18 protein-coding genes are annotated in these 16,192 nt (G+C 62.3%); 9 read left to right on the forward strand and 9 right to left on the reverse strand.

What is annotated here, in order from left to right:
* Positions 1-140: 140 nt before the first annotated feature.
* Positions 141-1,130 (forward strand): helix-turn-helix transcriptional regulator, encoded by a 990-nt coding sequence (locus tag RHEC894_RS02100; RefSeq protein WP_085735867.1) that lies wholly within the window; start codon positions 141-143, stop codon positions 1,128-1,130.
* Positions 1,131-1,151: 21 nt separating this feature from the next.
* Here the strand turns inward: RHEC894_RS02100 and RHEC894_RS02105 are convergent, their stop codons facing one another.
* The 6 genes from RHEC894_RS02105 to RHEC894_RS02130 all read right to left on the reverse strand — a co-directional run bounded on the left by RHEC894_RS02105 (position 1,152) and on the right by RHEC894_RS02130 (position 7,722).
* Positions 1,152-2,030: a GNAT family N-acetyltransferase gene (locus RHEC894_RS02105; protein ID WP_085735868.1), complete on the reverse strand. Its 879-nt coding sequence runs from the start codon at positions 2,028-2,030 to the stop codon at positions 1,152-1,154.
* Between the two features lie 108 nt (positions 2,031-2,138).
* Positions 2,139-4,421, reverse strand: a complete 2,283-nt coding sequence (locus tag RHEC894_RS02110; protein ID WP_085735870.1) for an ATP-binding protein — start codon at positions 4,419-4,421, stop codon at positions 2,139-2,141.
* Positions 4,422-4,476: 55 nt separating this feature from the next.
* On the reverse strand, positions 4,477-4,980 hold the full coding sequence (gene lspA / locus RHEC894_RS02115; RefSeq protein WP_010067726.1) for a signal peptidase II: 504 nt from the start codon (positions 4,978-4,980) through the stop codon (positions 4,477-4,479).
* Positions 4,977-5,837 (reverse strand): RNA methyltransferase, encoded by an 861-nt coding sequence (locus RHEC894_RS02120; RefSeq protein WP_085735871.1) that lies wholly within the window; start codon positions 5,835-5,837, stop codon positions 4,977-4,979. Before RHEC894_RS02120 ends, lspA begins: the two co-directional genes overlap by 4 nt.
* A complete protein-coding gene (locus RHEC894_RS02125) occupies positions 5,834-6,931 on the reverse strand; it encodes a class I SAM-dependent methyltransferase (RefSeq protein WP_085735873.1) in 1,098 nt (365 codons plus the stop codon). The genes RHEC894_RS02120 and RHEC894_RS02125 overlap by 4 nt, the downstream gene beginning before the upstream one ends.
* A 152-nt stretch (positions 6,932-7,083) precedes the next feature.
* Positions 7,084-7,722, reverse strand: coding sequence for an NUDIX hydrolase (locus RHEC894_RS02130; protein WP_085735874.1), 639 nt, complete (start codon positions 7,720-7,722; stop codon positions 7,084-7,086).
* 67 nt (positions 7,723-7,789) lie between these two features.
* Between RHEC894_RS02130 and RHEC894_RS02135 the strand changes: the two genes are divergently transcribed.
* Together RHEC894_RS02135 and RHEC894_RS02140 are read left to right on the forward strand one after the other, a co-directional pair.
* Positions 7,790-8,245, forward strand: coding sequence for a carbon monoxide dehydrogenase subunit G (locus RHEC894_RS02135; protein ID WP_010067044.1), 456 nt, complete (start codon positions 7,790-7,792; stop codon positions 8,243-8,245).
* A 57-nt stretch (positions 8,246-8,302) separates the two neighbouring features.
* Positions 8,303-8,737 (forward strand): GNAT family N-acetyltransferase, encoded by a 435-nt coding sequence (locus RHEC894_RS02140; protein WP_085735876.1) that lies wholly within the window; start codon positions 8,303-8,305, stop codon positions 8,735-8,737.
* 23 nt (positions 8,738-8,760) lie between these two features.
* On the opposite strand, the gene RHEC894_RS02145 is transcribed toward RHEC894_RS02140, so the two are convergent.
* The 3 genes from RHEC894_RS02145 to sppA form a co-directional block, all read right to left on the reverse strand.
* Positions 8,761-9,093 (reverse strand): LapA family protein, encoded by a 333-nt coding sequence (locus RHEC894_RS02145; RefSeq protein ID WP_085735877.1) that lies wholly within the window; start codon positions 9,091-9,093, stop codon positions 8,761-8,763.
* A 131-nt stretch (positions 9,094-9,224) separates the two neighbouring features.
* The gene (locus RHEC894_RS02150) at positions 9,225-9,524 is read right to left on the reverse strand and encodes an integration host factor subunit beta (protein WP_003544934.1); all 300 of its coding nucleotides are present in this window, start codon (positions 9,522-9,524) and stop codon (positions 9,225-9,227) included.
* 29 nt (positions 9,525-9,553) lie between these two features.
* Positions 9,554-10,504, reverse strand: a complete 951-nt coding sequence (gene sppA, locus RHEC894_RS02155; protein ID WP_085735879.1) for a signal peptide peptidase SppA — start codon at positions 10,502-10,504, stop codon at positions 9,554-9,556.
* Between the two features lie 220 nt (positions 10,505-10,724).
* Between sppA and lptC the strand changes: the two genes are divergently transcribed.
* The 6 genes from lptC (at position 10,725) to ptsN (ending at position 16,154) form a co-directional block, all read left to right on the forward strand.
* Positions 10,725-11,390: an LPS export ABC transporter periplasmic protein LptC gene (lptC, locus tag RHEC894_RS02160; protein WP_085735880.1), complete on the forward strand. Its 666-nt coding sequence runs from the start codon at positions 10,725-10,727 to the stop codon at positions 11,388-11,390.
* A gap of 15 nt (positions 11,391-11,405) precedes the next feature.
* Entirely contained in the window at positions 11,406-12,056 is a 651-nt protein-coding gene (locus RHEC894_RS02165; RefSeq protein WP_085735882.1) for an LptA/OstA family protein, read from the forward strand.
* Positions 12,057-12,096: 40 nt separating this feature from the next.
* Complete coding sequence (gene lptB, locus RHEC894_RS02170; RefSeq protein ID WP_085735883.1) at positions 12,097-12,873, forward strand: LPS export ABC transporter ATP-binding protein; 777 nt, start codon at positions 12,097-12,099, stop codon at positions 12,871-12,873.
* A gap of 220 nt (positions 12,874-13,093) precedes the next feature.
* On the forward strand, positions 13,094-14,656 hold the full coding sequence (rpoN, locus tag RHEC894_RS02175; RefSeq protein WP_085735885.1) for an RNA polymerase factor sigma-54: 1,563 nt from the start codon (positions 13,094-13,096) through the stop codon (positions 14,654-14,656).
* Between the two features lie 387 nt (positions 14,657-15,043).
* Positions 15,044-15,619: a ribosome-associated translation inhibitor RaiA gene (gene raiA, locus RHEC894_RS02180; RefSeq protein ID WP_085735887.1), complete on the forward strand. Its 576-nt coding sequence runs from the start codon at positions 15,044-15,046 to the stop codon at positions 15,617-15,619.
* Between the two features lie 70 nt (positions 15,620-15,689).
* Positions 15,690-16,154: a PTS IIA-like nitrogen regulatory protein PtsN gene (gene ptsN / locus RHEC894_RS02185; RefSeq protein WP_003570770.1), complete on the forward strand. Its 465-nt coding sequence runs from the start codon at positions 15,690-15,692 to the stop codon at positions 16,152-16,154.
* The last annotated feature ends 38 nt before the right edge of the window (positions 16,155-16,192 follow it).

A 16,192-nucleotide genomic window follows, 5' to 3' on the forward strand; every position in this document is an offset into this window, starting at 1 on the left:
GGCCGCTGTCCATAAGTCATACTTTTGATACAATAATCTCTTACGCGGCATGAATTGCCCGCCCGGACTTTGAAAGAGTGACGGGCAATTGACGGTTTTGCTGCTCGATTGTTTAATATTTCATCACCGGGTTGGGTTCCATGGCAGAAGACGCATCCCACACTTTCGTCGCCCGATTTCAGGGGCCGACTTTCGACGATATGGTCGAGGCCCTGACCAGAGGATTTGGTTCGCTCGACGCGTGGCGTACCGGCCGGGAGAAACCGCTCGACTGGAAGGTCGGGTTTTGGGGTGATGAAGGGCTGTCGCTGGTCAGCAACCAGGATACCGGCGACTGGGGTGCAAGAACGGCGCACGGAACGCCGGAAACTCTGGCAATCGTCGTTCCGCGCACGGGTGCCCTCAATGTCGGGTTTGGTCGCACGGTGGTCGAAGCGACGCCCGGGCGGCTGCTATTGATGAACAATCTCGAGTCGGATTGGGTTTCCATAGGAGCCGCGCCTCACCGGTCGGACACGCTCAGTCTGAACTGGACAATCCTGGCCCAGGCCGTCGCCGCCATATTCGAGAGGCCTCTGATCGGGGCAATGGAATTGCTGCCCGTCATTGATTTTTCTACGGCAGCGGGACAGTTGTTCGGCAATCTGGTGCAAACGATCATCCTCGGCATGCGCAACAACGGGCCGCTGCTTCACTCGCCAATCGCCATGTCGAACCTGACCCAGGCACTTGCCGATCTCGTGGTGCGCCTGATTCCCAACCGGCTGTCGCATCTGCTCGACAACAAAATCCATCTGATAGCGCCGCGGCATGTCCGTCGAGCCATTGATTTCATGTATGCGAACATCGCCCAGCCGTTGACGATGCAGAGTGTCGCGGAGGCGGCAGGCGTTTCCATTCGCTCTCTTGAAGTCGGTTTTCGTGACTTCAAGGGAACGACGCCGGCAGCCTATCTGAGATCACTCCGCCTGCATGCTGCCCGAGAGGATCTCCGCGATCCTTTGAACCGACAGCCGTTGCGCGACATCTGCCTGAAGTGGGGATTCTTTCACTTTGGCCGTTTTTCGGCACTCTATCGGGCGGCGTATGGGGAGAACCCATCGGACACGAGGAGGCGATCCGGCGGATGAGGCCACCGCCGGCGACATGCGTCAGCTCGCGAAGCGGCCGGCGTCGGCGCCGTAATAATTCAGGTAGCGGTCGGAAATGCTCGAGATCGGCAGCACGATCAGCACGTCGGTCGTGTTGAAGGCATGATCGACGACGGCGCTGGAGCCGACCATCGCGCCGAGGCGCAGATAACCCTTGATGAGCGGCGGCAGGGCCATCAGCGCCCGCTTCGGGTTGATGGCCTCGACCGGCATCAGATCCATGTTGCGGGCGAGATCCGGCAGAGCCCCGACGGCCCATTCGTCCTTCGCCAGCACATTGTGGTAGAGGAAAGACAGCGCCAGCGCATGACTTTCGAGATAGACGCCGGGGAACGAGGCGCAGCCGAACATGGCGCTGACGCCATGCTTCAGCGCATAGGCCCAGTTGCCCTGCCACAGCAGCTCGACGGTGCGCTTGGTGCGGTATTCCGGCAGCACGCAGGAACGGCCGAGTTCCATGAAGCGCTTGTCCGGATGTTTGGCGATCAGGCTCTCGATCTCGAATTCGGAAGCCGAGTAAAAACCGCCATTGGCGATGGCGACATCCTGGCGCAACAGCCGGTAGGTGCCGACGATCTGGTCTTCGGGATCGCCCTCGATCGAGCGGTCGAGAACGAGAAGATGGTCGCAGAAAGCGTCATAGGCATCGACATCTCGCTGGCGGCGCATGGCATCCAGCGGCAGCTGCGCCTTCATTTCGTCGACGAAAACCCGGTAGCGCACGGCCTGGGCGGCATCGATCTCGCGCGCCGTGCGGGCAAGGCGGGTTTCCAGATTGCCGATGCGGCCCAGAATATCGCCGTCCTTTTGCGCAGCCGCCGTCGAGGGCCGTACAGCCTCCGCGGTGGTGTCACGATTCAGGATGTCGATGGCGGACATGACGATTCTCCCGTTGCCGGCTTATCGACGCCATAAAACACTTCTCTGCGACAGGAAAGTGACATATTGAATTTCCCGGCGCAAGAAGCGGGCCGGTCCCGCGGCACGTTATCGCGCCTCTGCCCGGCGGGCGGAAAGCGCGGCGACGGCCTGAACTTCGGTCAGCAGCCGCAGCGGGTCGACCGGCTTGACCATGACGCGGTTGGCGCCGTTCAGCAGGACCTGGCGGCGTGAGTCGTCGCTCTTGTCTGCAGTCAGCACGATCACCGGCACCGAGGCAAGATCGAGCCGCCTTTCGTGGCCGCGCAGGCGCGCCAGCATGTCGATACCGTTGCCACCGGGCATCGACAGGTCGCTGATGATGATGTCGGGCCGGGCATCCGCCTCGCACAGGGCGCAGTCGAGCAGCGCCTCGAAATCCTCGACATGGCGCACCTTATGCCCGCCCTTTTCCAGGACGACTCGCACCAGCATGGCATTGATCGGATCGTCCTCGCCAAGCAGGATGTTGAGGCCGCCTGTCGTCGCCATCATCTCCGCCACCGAAAGGCCGAAGCCGGGCTGGTTGTCGTTCAGCGCGTCGCGTTTCTCCATGCCGCGCATGCGCCCGCGCAGCACGTCGATCAGCGATTGTTCGCGCAGCGGCCGGATCAGCCAGGCATCGAAGAGATCGAGCGGATGGGCGCTGCGCTCCTCCGGATTGACGAGCAGGACCTTGCGCAGGCCAAGGGCTGCGATTTCGGCGCGGTCGGCCAGATGAGCGGAAAATTCCGCCGACATGCGATGGTCGATGATAATATCGGTCGGCCGCTTGCCGCCGTCTGCCAAGCCGAGCAGCGTTGCCCGCGCGCTTTCACCATCGGCGACGAGATGGCAGAGACCGCCGAGTGCGGTGATCGTCTCGGCGATGGCGGCGCGCGCAGCACCCGCCGGCGCCAGAAGCACGACGCTGTTGCCGGCAAGCAGCGTATTGCGCCTGTCGGGGCGCTCGCTGCCGATATCGACAGGGAAGCGGATGGTGAATTCGCTTCCTCTGCCCTTTTCGCCGGCTACCGTCAGCGTGCCGTTGAATTCGCGGATGATCCGGGCGGAGATCGCAAGGCCGAGCCCGGTGCCGCTGCTCTTGTCGGCAACGCTCCCGCCCTGCTCGAACTCGCCGAAGACGCGCGCCTGCTCCTCCGCCGTCATGCCGGGACCGCTATCGGTGACGGTGATCGACAGGTTGTCCGCATCGATCGACACGCGAATGAAAACGCCGCCGACCTGGGTGAACTTCACGGCATTGCCGATGACGTTGAAGAGAACCTGGCGCAGCCGCGCCGGATCGAAGCTCATATTCTCCGGCACATCGGATGAGACCGTGGCGCCGATCTCGATGCCTTTTTCATGTGCCCGGTGGGCGAGCATCTCGACGACGCTTTCCAAGAGCTTACGCAGCGATTCCGAGCGCGGATGCAGCGCGAAGCGGCCGACCTCGATGGTGGAGAAATCGAGCAGATCCTCGACCAACTGCGTCAGCGCGTGGCCGGACTGGCGAATATTCGCCAGATAGTCCTGCTGCTCCTGCGTCAGCCGCGTCTCGGCAAGCAGATGCGTCATGCCGAGGATGCCGGAAAGCGGCGTGCGCACCTCGTGGCTGACGGTGGCAAGCAGCCTGGATTTGGCGGCGCTGTTATATTCGGCTTTCTGGCGGGCCTCCTCGCGGCCCTGGGCGATCAGCCGCTCGTCGGTCACATCTCGCGCCACGCTCTGCAGCAGCAGGCGGCCGTTTGCCGGATCGCGGGTCACGACGTCGCGCCAGAGAAAGATGCGCTGGCCGTCCGGTGTCGAGATCTCGACGTCGTAGCAGTGCGGTATCGGGCCGGGGCGGAAGGCAAGCCCGATCTCCTCGCAACTGCGTCCCTCCGGATGCAGACGCCCGGTCAGACGGCGAAACGTGTCGTTGGCGGAGATGATGCGCCGATCCATGCTGCGGCTGACGGTGATGTCGCCGAGCACGTCGTGCACGTCGGCAAACAGCTTTGCGCCGTCGTTCCAGTCCGGCAGGGGTTTGCCGTCGCGCGGAGCTCTGCGCCGCCGAACCATCAGGACGGCATAGCTTGATATGACGGCAAGGCCGAGAACGACAAGCCCGCCCGACAGCAGCAGCGGGTCGCCGGCATGGGCAAGCAGCGTCAGGATCATCGCGGCAAGCAGGCCGGCGCCGCCAAGCCAGTAGAACAGCAGACGCCGTGTCGCTGCAGGCGGCCCCATCGTGCGATCGTCGGCTGCCTCGGGCGCCGATGCGCCGGGCCGCAGGGAGAGGCCCCCCATCCGCTCTTCATGCGGCTTGGCGGCGGGTCCGCCGAAGGCGGCGGACAATGTTTCCTGCAATTGCCCCAGACTTTGCATGCTATCTGGCTAACATGAGGCCTCTTCCGAATGCCTTCAGGAATTCGATAAGATTTTAGCGACCGGCCTTTTTCGGCAGCAGCAGCTCGTCGAGAATGACGCAGCCAGCGCCGATGGTGATGAAGCTGTCGGCGAGATTGAAGACAGCGAAGGACCAGCTTTCGGTGTGGAACAGAATGTAATCGATCACGTGCCCATAGGCGAAGCGGTCGACGAGATTGCCGATCGCGCCGGCAATGATCAGCGCATAGCCGAGATGGGCAAGCCAGCGGTCTTTCGCCGTGCGGTACCACAGCCAGACGACGAAGGCGACGATGACGAGCCGCATGCCGACGATGAACCAGCCGTCCATGCCCGACAGCATCGAAAAGGCGACGCCGAGATTGTAGGTGCGGTAGAGCGCCAGCATCGGAATAACCGGCACGGCTTCTTCCAGCGGCAAATAGTGGTCGACGGCGATCTTGGCCACCTGGTCGATCAGAACAGCGATCAGGATGAAGAGGAGGATCGGCGCCGGGCGCGAAAACAGCGCGGGGCGGGTAAGCGTCTGTTCGGTCATTTGCCCTCGGCAAGTGAGAGGAGATGGCGGCGCGCCTCGAAAAGCATGACGGCGGTGGCGACGGCGAGGTTCAGGGAATCGGCGCGGCCCTGCTGGGGAATGCGGGCAAGCGCGTCCGCCTCCCTGGCCAGCTGATCAGGCAGGCCGGACTGCTCGTTGCCCATCAGCAGCACGACGGGCTTTTTCCGGTAGTCGATCGTCCGGTAATCGACGGCGCCGGCAAGATGGGTCGCGACGATGGAAACGCCGGCCGATTTCCGCCAGGCGATGAATTCCTCCGGCGTCGCCCGCGCGACGGGAACGGCAAAGACCGAGCCCATGGTCGCCCTGACCGTTTCCAGCGAGAAGGGATCGGTCGCCTCTCCGACCAGAATGACGCCCGAGGCGCCGGCCGCATCCGCCGTGCGGATGATGGTGCCGAGATTGCCGGGATCGCGCACCCGGTCGAGCGCCACCCAGGTCTCGCCATCCCTCGGCCTGATATCCTTCAGCGGCTTCCAGCGCTGCTCGAAGATGCCGACGACCATTTGCGGATTGTCGCGGCGGGTGATCGAGGCGATGACCTTTTCGCTGACTTCGAGCACCAGCCCGCCCGCGGCGACGGTCCTTGCCGCCATCTGCTCGACCAGCGGCTTGCCCTTGGCGGCCTTGGCATAGACCAGCGTACGGATCGTCCAGCCGAGCTCGATCGCGTCGATGACGAGCTTCAGCCCTTCGGCGAGGAAGGTGCCGCTCTCCTCCCGCGCCTTCTTGTTGGTCAGCGCCTTGATGTCCTTGATGATCGGATTGGCGAGCGAGGTCACCTCCTTCACCTGCCCGACCCTGCGCGGTCCCTGATCGTGGAAGTCCTTGCTCATTTCGGCACCCAGCGGGAAAAGAGGGAGGTGGAAAGCGCGCGGCCCGGCGTCTTGCCGTCGAGGCCCGCCTCGCGAATGACCAGCTCGCCGGATTCGACAGCGCCGCCGGCGCCGCGCATCGTCTCGCGCATCAGCTCGTGGATCGAATAGAAGCTGGCGCGGATCGAATAGGCCGTCAGCACCAGGCCCACGGCCTTCGGCGACAGGATCTCGCGGCAGACATCGAGCATCAGGGGAAGATGCTCGAAGAGATGCCAGACTTCGCCGTTCGGGCCGCGGCCGAATTTCGGCGGATCGGTGAGGATGATGTCGTACTGGCTGCCGCGGCGTTCCTCGCGCAGGATGAATTTCATCGCATCCTCGCAGATCCAGCGGATCGGCAACTTCTCCATGCGCCCGAGCGCCTGGTTTTCCCGCGCCCAGCCGATCGCCTTCTTCGAGGCGTCGACATGGGTGACTTCGGCGCCGGCGGCTGCAGCAACCAGCGAGGCGACGCCGGTATAGCCGAAGAGATTCAGCACCTTCAGCGGCCGGCCGGCCTTTTCGACCTGATCCTTCATCCAGCTCCAGTGCACGATCTGCTCCGGGAAAACCCCGACATGGCGGAAGGAGGTGAAACGGCCGAGGAAGTCGACGCCGAGCAGATTGAGCGGCCAGGTCTCGCCGAGCGCCTCTTTCGGGAAGCGCCAGCGGCCGGTGCCTTCCTCGTCGGTATCGCCGGTGAAGACGGCGTCGACCTTTTCCCAGACATGGGCCGGCAGCGACGGCCGCCACAGTGCCTGGGCCTCCGGGCGGATGATACGGTAGGGGCCGTATTGCTCCAGCTTTTCGCCGTTGCCGCTATCGATCAGGTGGAAGTCGCCGGCTCCGAGCGATTCGAGGATGACCGGCACGCGCTCGGTCGGGCGCTCGCCGCTGCGTGTCATCAGCGGACGCTCGATGGCGGCAGGTAGAGCGGCCTCGCGCGCCGTCTCGCGGCTGACTGCCGGCCGGACGACCGGCTTCGGCGGGCGGGCGGCCCGGTCGTCCCTGCGGCTTTCACCGGAAGGACCTGACGTCTTCTTCTGGCCCGGCCGGCGTTCTCTCTGTTTCAACGTGTTTTTCCGCGTGTCTGTCGGGGTGTGTTCACGAGCGGCTGCGCCTTTGCAGCGCCCTTTGAATTATGCAGTAGCCCAGAAAACCGTACCGGATCAACTGCGCGTCGACCCGGCTTGGGGCGAGAGCACAGCTTGTCCCGGCGTGGCCGCTATTTCAAGCCTTCGGTCGCCCGTCCACGAAGCCAGCTTTCGGCCGCATAAAGGGCGGCGACATGCATCGACTGCATGATGACCGCGCCGGACTTGATGTCATCGAGGATGGCGGCAAGATCGGCAAACAGCAGCCCGACCTTCTCGCCGGGGTCGAAACGCGGTTCGCCGGCTCTGCCGAGACCGAGCGCCAGCCAGCTCGTCACCATGTTGCTCTGGCTGGCGGCATTCGGATAGGAGGTCAGCAGCTTGACGAAGGTCGAGGCCTCATAGCCGGTCTCTTCCCGTAATTCGCGCCGTGCTGCCGCCAACCCCGCATCGCCCGTCTCGATATCGCCAGCTTCGGTATCTCCAGGCTCGACGCCGCCGGAAACGAGGCCGAGCACGATCTCGCCGCGGCCGTGCCGGTATTCCCGCGTCAGCAGCACACGCCCGTCGGGCATGACGGGGACGACGTTGATCCAATCGGGATAGTCGAGCACATGGAAGGGGGCGACGACGATTCCATCGGCGGTGACGCAATCGTCGCTCCGCAGCCGAATCCAACGATCCTCATAGGTGATGCGGCTTGCCGTCACGCTCCAGGGCTTCACGTCGTCGTCCATCGCCGGCTCCTTGCTTCGAACGCCAGATAACATTCCTTTCCGGCGTGGCAAATAGCCTTCCCGCTGGATAAGGTGAGCGAATCGGAGATGGGGCTATCGAATGGATTTTACCGGCGAAGAACACATCGCCGCGCCGCGGGACGTCGTCTGGGCAGCACTCAACGATCCCGAGATCATGCGCGGCTGCATCCCCGGCTGCCAGAGCATCGAGCGGCTGTCGCCCGATATTTTCGAAGCGACGATCAAGGTCAGGTTCAGCCTGCTGTCGGCCACCTTCCATGGGTTGCTGACGCTCTCCGATGTCGACGCGCCGAAGAGCTACACACTGTCGGCCGAAGGCAAGGGTGGCCTTGCCGGCTTCGCCAAGGGTAGCGCCGATGTCGTGCTCGAGCCAAACGGCGGCGCGACCATCCTGCATTATCGGGCAAAGGCCGAACTCGGCGGCAGGCTCGCGCAGTTCGGCGCCCGCCTGCTCGATTCGACCTCGCAGAGGCTCGCCGAAGGGTTCTTTTCCGATTTCAACGCCGCCGTCGTCGCGAAGATGGCGGCCGGCTGATCCCGGCCAACGGCTTCGGACTTGGCGCGAGGTGGGGGCTTGGGTTAAATCGACGTCATGACGTGGACAATCAGGCCGCCGCGGGCGGAAGACCAGGAAGTGCTCGCGGAGATTTATCTTTCCGTGCGCCGTCAAACATTCGTCTGGGTCGATCCCGGCAAGTTCTACCGCGAGGATTTCGCCGCCCACACCAATGGCGAGACGGTCTTCGTCTGCGAGCATGAAAACGGCAGTGTGGCCGGCTTCCTGTCGCTCTGGCCGGCCGATGATTTCGTTCACATGCTTTATATAAGGCCGGAGTTCCAGGGGCGCGGCGCCGGGACGGCGCTGCTGCGGGCGCTGCCGGAATGGCCGCAGCACCCATACCGGCTGAAATGCCTGGTGAAGAACCGGCGGGCGAAGGCCTTTTACCTCGCCCACGGTTTCCGCGTGACCGGCAACGGCGCGTCGCCGGAGGGCGATTATGAGGAGCTGAGCTTTTTTCCGCTGTAATCGGTCGCGAAATATCGAGCCGGTTATCGTGCCGGCAATTGCCCGGCGATTTCCTCGGCGCGGCTCTTGTGGCGGTCGGCCTCGCCCTGCCAGCGGATGGCTTCCTTGGCTTCGGTGCGGGCGCGTTTGCGGTGTTTGCCCTGGCTGAACCAGGTAGCGGCCGAGCCGATCAGCATGCCTGCAATCAGCGCGATGAACAGGAAGACGAAGAAGGGCGCGGAAACCGCAAGCACCTGATCGTCGGGCCGGAACGGATTGAAGGCGAGCGTGACGCTTTGCCGGTTGGCGACGCAGAAGACGATGAGGATGACGCCGAGCGGCAGCAGAATCAACAGGTTGACGATCTTCTTGGCCATTGGAGGTCTCCATGCGTCGGCGCTTTATATCAACGTATCGGCCCGAAAATCGATTCCGATTTTCGGGCCGATACGTTGAGCAGAATAGGAAAACGGCGATCGAGTTCAAGTGCGGTTTCGCCGCAGGTGGCTCAATCCTCTTCGTCCGCCTGGCCGGGATTCAGCCGCTCGCGCAGCTCCTTGCCGGTTTTGAAGAAGGGAACCCACTTCTCCTCGACGAAGACCGTATCGCCGGTGCGCGGGTTGCGGCCGGAGCGGGAAGGGCGGTTCTTGACTGAAAACGCGCCGAAGCCGCGCAATTCGACGCGGTTGCCCGCGGCCAGTGCATCCGTGATCTCGTCGAGAACCGCGTTGACGATATTCTCGACGTCGCGGTGATAGAGATGCGGGTTGCGGGCCGCAACAATCTGCACCAATTCGGACTTGATCACGTTCGCCCCCTTAAATTATTGATTTCTTATCAATCGTGGCCAACCTGCCAAACTGAAAGCAGCCCGTCAAGAAGCAACTTTGGGGGCAGGATTCCATTGATATCCTGGCCTTTCAACAGATCGTCATAACCGAAGATCGTAATCAGCCGCGAAACAGCCCCTGCGAGCAGAAACGGCGTATTGCTCTTTTTGTCCCAGTCCACCATCGGCAGGTCGGCGTCGATGCCGCGCGATTTGAGATAGGCCCGGATTTCCGGCTCGCCGCCGATCGTATCGACGAGTTTCACCTTCAGCGCCTGGCGGCCGGTATAGATCGTGCCGTCGGCGAGCTTCAGCACCTCGTCGCGCGGCAGCTTGCGCCGGTCGGCGACCAGGTCGACGAACCAGTTGTAGCTGTCGACGACCATGTTGCGGATCATCGCCTTGGCCTCCTCGCTCGCTTCGTGGAAGGGCGAGGGCTCGGCCTTCAGCGGCGAGGATTTGATCTCCTGCAGCGACACGCCGATCTTGTCGAGCAACGGCTGGATCTGCGGATACTGGAAGATGACGCCGATCGAGCCGGTGATCGAGCTGTCGCCGGCAATGATCGTGTCGCCTGCCGTGGCGATCATGTAGCCGGCGGAGGCGGCAAGAGTGCGCACGTCGGAGACGACAGGTTTCTTCGCCGATATCGCACGGATCGCCTTGAAGATTTTTTCGCCGCCATAGGTCGTGCCGCCGGGCGAGGAGATCGAAATCACCACGGCCTTCACCTGGTCGCTGGTCTCGACTTTCTTCAGCCGCTCCAGAAGCTCGTCGTCATCGACGATCAGCCCTGATATCGTCACATGGGCGATATGCGGGCGGGCGGTCTTGGCATCGCCGACGGCGAAGCTGTAGAAGGCGAAACCCAGGGCCACGACGAGGGCCACCGCGGCCAGGCGCCAGAACCAGAGTTTGCGGCGCAGTCGCCGCCGATCCGCAATCATCGAACTGTCCATTGAAACCTCCAGCGCTGGCACCGGCTTCGGCATGCCGCCGATGGATCCGATGAAATGGCAGCGGCTTGTACGAATGCCACTTTTTGATGTTTTTCCGTTTTGTTGCTTGTTGCAGAAAAAATTCCATATTGGCAAGCCAATGTAATAATGCGAAACGAACTGTGATTGGCGGCCGGCTTTGTTCTGAAGGCGCGGCGATCACCGCACATGGACGAGGCCTATGCTCGATACCCTGAAGAACAACGGACATGCCGCCTATGCCGGGTCCGGCAAGAGCGCCTATGGCGATGCGTTGTTCCATTCCGCCCGCGTGCGGCGGCTGAAGATCTTGCTGCCGGTGGCAGCCCTCGTCATCGCGGCCGGCCTCACGGCGGTTGCCTTGGTCAAGATCTATCTGCCCGAGAATATCAAGATGGAAGGCGCCAAGATCGAGAACGGCAAGGTCGTGATGGAGAAACCGGCGATATCGGGCCGCAATTCCGACGGTATCAACTATTCGATGCTGGCCGAACGGGCGTTGCAGGATATCCGCAATCCCGATTTCATCACGCTCGAAACCATCAAGGCCGCCGTGCCGATGAATGACGGGCTGATTGCCCGTGTCGTCGCCTCGACCGCCGATTACAATCGCGCCACCGACAATCTGCATATGACGGCCCCCTTCACCCTGGTGCTGAGCAGTGGCCTCAATGCAAAATTCCAGTCCGCCCAGCTCGACATCAAGGGCGGAAACATGCGTAGCGACGACCCTGTCACCATCACCAAGGACAATGCCTCCATTCTTGCGCAGACGATGGAGATAACCGATAAGGGGCGGGTGATCACATTCGAGGGAAATGTTCGCATGAATGTCGATCCATCCGCCATCCATAAACAGGGCACTTAACCAGCCGGGTCATTCATGACAAAAGATTGTCGCATTTCCACTTGCAAGACCGGCATGGCGTTCATTGCCGGCGCATTTGCCCTTATTCTGACGGCCACTGGCGCGGGCGCGCAACAGGCGACCACGATGTCGGGCATGAAGCTTTCCAACGACCAGCCGATCCAGATCGAAAGCGACAAGCTCGAGATCCACGACCAGGAGCACACAGCGCTGTTCACCGGCAAGGTCAAGGTCGTCCAGGGGACGACGACGATGCAGTCCGGCAAGATGACCGTCTATTACAAGGACAAGGCGGCAAAGCAGGCCGCTGACGGGGCACAACCCGCAGCCCAGCCGGCGGCGAAGCCGCAGCAGTCGGGTTCGCTGGCCTCGGGAAGCGCCGATATCGACAAGATCCTGGTGACCGACAAGGTCTACCTGACCTCAGGCACGCAGACAGCGACCGCCGACGACGGCGCTTTCGACATGGCCTCGCAGACCTTCGTCCTCACGGCGGATCAGGGCAACAAGGTTATTCTGTCGGATGGGCCGAACGTCTTTACCGGCTGCAAACTGACCGTTCACATGCAGACCGGCCAAGCAGAGCTTGAAAGCTGCGGCGGGCGTGTCCAGATTCAGCTGGATCCGAAATCGCAGCCGAATGCACAGCAGCAGAAGCAGAACTGAAAAGCCGGCCTCCCACGTGAAACTATCATCGCTATCCACCATGTTCGGCAAGCCTGAGCCGCAAGCTTCAGGCGCCGCCGACAAGACTCGTTATCAGGGAACGCTGATCGCCCGCGGTCTGACGAAGACCTATGCGACGCGGCGCGTCGTCAACGGCGTCTCCCTGGTGGTGCGCCGTGGCGAGGCCGTCGGCCTGCTCGGCCCGAACGGCGCCGGCAAGACGACCTGTTTTTACATGATCACCGGCCTCGTGCCGGTGGATGAAGGCACGATCGAGATCGACGGCAACGAGGTCACGTCCATGCCGATGTACCGCCGCTCGCGCCTCGGCGTCGGTTACCTGCCGCAGGAAGCGTCGATCTTCCGCGGCCTGACGGTAGAAGAGAATATCCGCGCCGTTCTCGAAGTGCATGTCAAGGACAAGGCCGAGCGCGAGCAGAAGCTCAACGAGCTGCTGGAGGAATTCCATATCCAGAAGCTGCGCAAGAGTGCCGCCGTCGCCCTGTCGGGCGGTGAGCGCCGCCGCCTTGAAATCGCCCGTGCGCTGGCGACCGACCCGACCTTCATGCTGCTCGACGAGCCCTTCGCCGGCGTCGACCCGATCTCGGTCGCCGACATCCAGAATCTCGTGCACCACCTGACGGCGCGCGGCATCGGCGTTCTCATCACCGACCACAATGTGCGCGAGACGCTGGGCCTGATCGACCGCGCCTACATCATCCATGCCGGTGAAGTGCTCACCCATGGCCGGGCCAACGATATCGTCAACAATCCGGAAGTGCGCCGGCTTTATCTCGGCGACAATTTCAGCCTCTGAACGGCTGATGACGCCAAAGATGGGGACGCTGCCTCAGTCGTCCTGAAACGGCGCAGACCTTTCGCCGACATCTGTCCCACCGCAGAAATTAACCGCGCCGACATAGTTCCGCTTGACCAAATGATATAAAAAAGCAATTTTTGGGCCAGTTGGATTTCCGTCGCCTGAAGTGTGATCGGACGCGGTTTCCCGGAGGAATCGAGGGAGTTTCGCGTCCGTCATGGCACTGTCCGCCAGTCTTTTCCTGCGCCAGAACCAATCTCTGGTGATGACACCGCAACTGATGCAATCGATCCAGTTGCTGCAGATGACGCATGTCGAACTCACCCAGTTCATCGCCCAGGAAGTCGAGAAGAACCCGCTGCTCGAATTTCCGTCGAATGACGGCGAAGCGGGCTCCGAACGCGGCGAAGCCGAAGACGAGCCCTATGCTCGTTCACCCGAGGACGCCGGCTCGGACGACGGTGACGACAACCGCACCGAGGCGCTCTCCAGCGACTGGTACGACAATGGCGGCAGCGCCAGCACCAGCCGGCTGAGCGACGAGCTCGACGCCAACTATACCAATGTCTTTCCCGATGACAGCGCGCCGCAGCGCCTCGATGCGCCGGAACTCGTCGGCCAGTGGAAATCGATGCCCGGCAGCGGCGGCGAGGGGGCCGATTACGATCTCGACGATTTCGTCGCCGGCCAGGTGTCGCTGCGCGATCATCTCGCCCAGCAAATCCCCTTCGTCCTGCCCGACATGGCCGATCGGCTGATCGCGCAGAATTTCGTCGATCAGCTCGACGATGCCGGTTATCTGCAGGTCGATCTCGTCGAGACCGGCGAGCGGCTGGGCACCAGCCTCAGCGCGGCCGAGCGCGTGCTTGCCGCCCTCCAGACGCTCGATCCGCCGGGGGTTTTCGCCCGCAGCCTCGCCGAATGCCTGGCGATTCAACTCAGGCAGAAGGACCGGTACGACCCTGCCATGCAGGCGCTCGTCGAAAACCTCGAACTGCTGGCGCGGCGCGATTTCGCCACGCTGAAGCGGCTCTGCGGTGTCGACGAGGAAGACCTTCTCGACATGCTCGGCGAGATTCGCCAGCTCAATCCGAAGCCCGGCAGCGGTTTCGAGACGGGTGTGTCCGAGGCGATCATGCCCGATGTGGTCGTCAGGCCCTCCTCGGACGGTAGCTGGCTGGTCGAGCTCAATCCGGATACGCTGCCGCGCGTGCTGGTCAACCAGTCCTATTTTTCCCGCGTGACCAGGAACGGCGAGGATCACGCCTTCCTCTCCGAATGCCTGCAGAGCGCCAACTGGCTGACGCGCAGCCTGGACCAGCGGGCAAAGACCATCATGAAGGTGGCAAGCGAGATCGTCCGCCAGCAGGACGCCTTCCTGCTGAATGGCGTCGACCATCTGCGCCCGCTGAACCTGAAGACGGTCGCCGAAGCGATCAAGATGCACGAATCCACCGTCAGCCGCGTCACCTCGAACAAATACATGCTGACGCCGCGCGGTCTCTTCGAGCTCAAATATTTCTTCACCGTCTCGATCAGCGCCGTCGCCGGCGGCGACAGCCATTCGGCCGAGGCCGTGCGTCACAAGATCCGCGCGCTGATCATGCAGGAAAGCCCGGACGCAGTGCTCTCCGACGACGATATTGTCGATATGCTGAAACAGGGCGGAATCGATCTCGCCCGCCGCACTGTCGCCAAATACCGGGAGGCCATGAACATCGCCTCTTCGGTTCAGCGCCGTCGCGAGAAGCGGGCGCTCGCCAAGGTCGCCGGCTTCTGACGCGGGGGCTTCGGTCCTGATCGAAACATTGCCGCCCTCATCCCGCTATTCCTCTGCCGGCAGGACTGATTGCAACCAAAGAGAGAGGTTGTTAGGGGCTGCTGGCGGGTGGTCGGTGGCGGGTGCTGTCCGGCTGGGGATTTGCGGCACGTTTTGCGAGCATTAGCGATAGCAATTCTTCGCCCACTTGACTTTTCAGCAGCGGCTGGCTAGAAGCCCGCCGCAATCGATGCCGCAGAGGGCGTCCGGAGTTATCCCCATCATCTCAAGGGCACCAGGGTACCGCAGGCCTACGCCGATCTTGCTTGAGATTGCGCGAAGTGCTTGGATGAACCTGAGGCTTGGCGTAAACTGATACCCGCAAACGACCAGAAGAAGGGAAACTCCATGAGTGTGCGTGTATCCGGTAAACATATGGAAATTGGTGACTCGTTCCGTCAAAAGATCGAGGACCAAATTGGTATGGCCATCACGAAATACTTCGACGGGGGGTATTCCGGCCAGGTGACCGTTGTGAAGGCAAGTTCCCGGTTCTCCGCAGATTGCAAGCTTCATCTCGACAGCGGGGTGGTGCTGCATGCTGCCGGCGAAGCGACCGATCCCCAGCTTGCTTTTGACGCCGCTTCGGAGCGCATCGAAAAGCGTCTGCGCCGCTATAAGCGCAAGCTGAAGGACCATCATGCCGGAAACCATCTGAACGGTTTTGCAGAAGTCTCCTACACGGTCATGGATTCCGTGCCTGACCACGAGGATGAAATTCCCGACGATTTCGCCCCGGCGATCGTCGCTGAAAGCACGAAGCAGCTGAAGACCATGTCGGTCGCCACCGCCGTGATGGCGCTCGACATGACCGACGAGCCGCTTCTCCTGTTCCGCAGCCCCGGCAAGGAACATTTGAACATCGTTTACCGTCGGCACGACGGAAATATTGGCTGGATCGATTCAGCCAATATCAAAGGCTGAGGTCAGGGCTCCGAGCGGCGGTATCGCCGCCGCTCCTTGCATCTGATCCCGGCGACAGAAGGAAAAAGAAATGGCATTGGCAGATTTGCTCCATCAGGATGCGATCATTCCCGCCCTCAGAGTAAATTCCAAGAAACAGCTGCTTCAGGAATTGGCCGCAAGAGCCGCCAGGATCACCGGGCTCTCCGAACGGGAGATCTTCGACGTCATCCTGCAGCGCGAACGCCTTGGCTCGACCGGAGTCGGCAACGGCATCGCCATTCCCCACGGCAAGCTGGTCAACATCCATTCGATCGTCGGCATCTTCGCCCGGCTGGAGCAGCCGGTCGATTTCGAGGCCCTGGACGACCAGCCGGTCGATCTCGTCTTCCTGCTGCTGGCGCCGGAAGGCGCCGGCGCTGATCATCTCAAGGCCCTGTCGCGCATCGCCCGCGTGCTGCGCGATCATGATCTGGTCGCCAAGCTGCGCGCCACCGATTCCGCTTCGGCGATCTACGCTTTCCTCAACGAAGAGCAGACGTCGAACGCCGCCTGAACGATATTCGCCCCTGAACGCAAAAGGCGCCCGATTTC

Source organism: Rhizobium sp. CIAT894, assembly GCF_000172795.2.
GTDB lineage: Bacteria > Pseudomonadota > Alphaproteobacteria > Rhizobiales > Rhizobiaceae > Rhizobium.